General features: G+C 64.1%; 3 protein-coding genes. 1 reads left to right on the top strand and 2 read right to left on the bottom strand.

Annotated features, from left to right (window positions below; all coding sequences use genetic code 11):
- Positions 1–269: 269 nt before the first annotated feature.
- A complete protein-coding gene (locus tag BFP96_RS16515; protein WP_065892844.1) occupies positions 270–1,172 on the bottom strand; it encodes a DMT family transporter in 903 nt (300 codons plus the stop codon).
- A 136-nt stretch (positions 1,173–1,308) separates the two neighbouring features.
- Between BFP96_RS16515 and BFP96_RS16510 the strand changes: the two genes are divergently transcribed.
- Positions 1,309–2,184: a helix-turn-helix domain-containing protein gene (locus tag BFP96_RS16510; RefSeq protein ID WP_065898254.1), complete on the top strand. Its 876-nt coding sequence runs from the start codon at positions 1,309–1,311 to the stop codon at positions 2,182–2,184.
- Here BFP96_RS16510 and BFP96_RS16505 read toward each other — a convergent pair.
- On the bottom strand, positions 2,181–3,436 hold a 1,256-nt coding region (locus BFP96_RS16505), incomplete at its 5' end, for a LuxR C-terminal-related transcriptional regulator (protein WP_218188739.1). The genes BFP96_RS16510 and BFP96_RS16505 overlap by 4 nt on opposite strands.

The following is a 3,436-nucleotide window of genomic DNA, read 5'->3' as shown; positions in this document are numbered from 1 at the left end:
CTTACTTTTGCGCTTTTCAAAAGTGAGCCGCTGTAAAAGCGGAACCCATAGCAGCCGTGACCGCAGAAACGGATATGTACTCGGTCCAATCCAATATCCTGGTCGGCCCAGAGGCCGCCATCGGGGGCAAGTCGAATCGTCGCACCGCCCCTCCCACATTTGGACCTCGAAGCGTCAGGTAGATACGCGTTAGCTCCCTCGCCACAGGTGCGGTGTCGCACCAAAATTGTGTAGATACCTATGGCTACGGGGGCTTGCCCCCTCCCACATCAGACCTGTTTCGCATGCAAAATCGGGGTCACCGGCTTGGGTTTGCGAAACACCAGCACATTGCCCAGCATCACCAGCACCAACCCCGCCAGCGCCGGGGCAGTCCACTGATAGCCCTCGGCAAATGCCGATACATTCAGCGCCACCACCGGGAACAACACGGTGCAATAGGCCGCCCGCTCCGGCCCCATGCGCCCCACCAGCGTCAGGTAGGCGGTAAAGCCAATTACCGAACCAGGGATCACCAGGTACCACAGCGCGCCGATATACCGCGCACTCCAGTCCATCTCGAACGGAATACCACGCACTGCGCAATAGGCCGCCAGCATCGCCGCACCATAGGCCATGCCCCAGGCATTGGTGGTCAACGGCTTGAGCCCGGCTTTCTGCTGCAAGCTGGAGAGCATATTGCCCGCCGAAAAGCACATCGTGCCCAGCAAGGCCAGGCCCAGGCCGAGCAAGGTCTGCGGGCTGGCGGTATGCCCCGCCACCTCCGGCCAGAACAAAAAGCCCAGTCCCAGCAACCCAAGCGCGCCGCCCATCAACACGTTGCGTGCAACCCGCTGACCGAAAAACACCCGGGCATTCAGCGCGTTCCACAAAGTCGCCGTGGAAAACACCACCGCCACCAGCCCGCTGGGGATCCACTGGCTGGCGGTGAGAAAACACATGAAGTTGACGCAAAACAGGCACAGGCCCTGCGCCAGGCAAATCAAGTGCCCGCGCCGGTTCATCACCTGCAGCCGGCGGCTGAGCAGCAACAGGACGAACAGCACCAGCGCCGCCAGGCCGAAGCGATAAACGATCGACACGGGAATCGCCACCACGCCCAACTGCCATTTGAGCGCGATCCAGGTGGTGCCCCAGATCAGCACCGTGAGTAGATACAGGGAAAGGTTCATAGCGGGCTCCGATAAGTGAGCCACAGTGTCGCTTTTACCGCGTGCGGTTCTCTTGCACATTCTTGCGCTTTTGTAGGAAGCGGGGCTCACAGCGCCATGACGGCGCGGTAGGATGCGAAACGTCGGAGAACACAGCATGCCAGCACTGGAATCCCTGCAAGTCTTTCAAGCCCTTAACCGCTCGCCCAACGCACGCCTGCAAGCCTGCGCCGAGCTCGGTGACGGTTTGTCCGCAGCATTGTGGAGCAACCACCACGATTCCCAGGATTACCAGGCGCCCAGCCATCACACATTGTCGTGCTACATCGGCGGCGGCACCGGCACTTTTCGCCGTGACCAGCCGGGCGTCAAGGGCGGTCCGGACAAACTGTGCATCCTGCCGGCCGAGCATCAATCGGCGTGGGTGATCAATGGCCAGATTCGCCTGGCCCATGTGTATTTCAGCCCCGAACAATTTGCCCTCGGCTGCGTCACCCTGCTCGACCGCGAACCCCGCGAGCTGCAATTGCGCGAAGGCACCTTCCTCGAAGACGCCCGCCTGTCCGGATGCTTTCACCAGTTGATTGCCCTCAACTGGCACGAGCCCGGCGAGCGCCTGCTGACCAGCAGCCTGGCCCACGAAATGCTCAGTCACACCCTGCTCAGCCAGGTCGGCGCCCGTGACGGGCTGCGGGTAAAAGGTGGGCTGGCCGCGCACCAGCGGCGGCGGTTGGTGGAGTACATCGACCAGCACCTGCAGGACGCCATCAGCCTCGGCCAACTGGCGAGCCTGTGCGCGCTGTCGGAGTACCACTTCGCGCGCATGTTCCGCCAAAGCTTCGGCCTGCCGCCCCACCAGTATTTGCTGGCGCGCCGGCTGGCCCGTGCGAAGAGCCTGCTGCGCGGCAGCGCCCTGGCCGTGGGGGAGATCGCCTTGATGTGCGGTTTCTCCAGCGCCAGTCATTTCAACCAGCGCTTTCGCCAAGCCATGGGGGCGGCGCCCGGGGACTATCGCCAGGCCTTTCGCGCCTAGCCCATCAAGCCCAGCGTCTTGGCCTTGGCCACCGCCTGCGTGCGTCGCTCCACCCCGAGTTTGCTGTGGATACGCCGCGCATGGGTCTTGACCGTGTGCAGGGAGATATACAGGCGGTCGGCAATTTGCAGATTGGAGTTGCCCAGGGCGATCAACTGCAACACTTCCAGTTCGCGCTGGCTCAGCGGGTTTTGCGTGACGCCGACGGGCGACGCTTGCGGTTCGAGCCCCAACTCACTCAATAAGCCCGGTGCACGTAGACGCAACTCGCGCACCGCCTGCTGCACCTGGCAACGCGCCGCCAATGCCAGGCCGGCTTGCAGCGCCAGTCGCGCCCGGGTCGGCTCTCCCAGGCGCCAGGCCACCTCGCCCAGCACCAACTGCAGCTCGGTTTCCAGGCACAGCATGCCGCGTTGCCGGGTGCTGTCGAGCAAGGCGCCGAGGCGCTCGAGCGGCTGTTCGGCGCAACCCAGCCTGACCTCGGCCAGCACCAGCAGGTACTCAAGACGCGGGATCAATTCCAGTGTGGCCGGCGGCGCCTGCTTGGCGCAGGGTCCATGAAAGTGGCGTAACACGCGGCGCACGGCCTCTACTGTCAATTCCGCGCGCCCCTGCTGCAACCAGAAATGCCCGCTGACCAACAACAGTACCGCGCGGTACACCAGCACGGGAACGTGGCGCTGCTGCATCAGCCGCTCGGCATCGCGCAGCTGGATAAACGCCTGGGCGTAATCACCGCGATTGGCCGCCAGCAGCGCCAGCCCGAGAAACCCGTAGAGCACCCGCTTGTCCTGGCTGTGCAGGCAGATGTTCATACCGTTTTCGAAACACTCACCCGCCAGGGCATCCTGCCCTTGACGCAACGCCAGATGCCCGCGTCGCAGGGCGATACGCCCCATCAGCGGACCCGCCTGCAAGCGCTGCTCGGCCAGCATCGCCTGCACGCTTTCCAGCAGGCTTTGCGCCCGGTAAGGCGCGCCGCGCTGTTCCAGCAGCTGGGCGTGGTCCAGCTCCAGCAAGGCCTCCAACACCAGCGAACCGTGGGCGCGAGCCAGGCACAGCGCTTCGCGATTGAAGGTTTGGGCGACATCCAGCTCACCGCGTAGCAGGGCTTGCTGGGTCAGGCCCGACAGGCACATCAGGCGCGATGTCCAGGCACTCTCGGGCAGGGCTTGCAGCGCCTCCAGAAAATGCGCGCGGGAACCCTCGGCATCGCCGCTCAGGTGCAGCAGCCAGCCGGCCTGCGCCTGCC

The organism is Pseudomonas sp. 34 E 7 (assembly GCF_900005715.1).
Classification (GTDB): domain Bacteria; phylum Pseudomonadota; class Gammaproteobacteria; order Pseudomonadales; family Pseudomonadaceae; genus Aquipseudomonas; species Aquipseudomonas orientalis_A.
Note: the sequence above shows the minus strand (reverse complement) of the source record. Positions and strands in the feature narration are given on the sequence as shown.

What these genes read in the sequence shown, in the direction of transcription:
- BFP96_RS16515 (WP_065892844.1), bottom strand. Translation starts at nt 1,172, where the DNA reads ATGAACCTTTCCCTGTATCTACTCACGGTGCTGATCTGGGGCACCACC.
- BFP96_RS16510 (WP_065898254.1), top strand. Translation starts at nt 1,309, where the DNA reads ATGCCAGCACTGGAATCCCTGCAAGTCTTTCAAGCCCTTAACCGCTCG.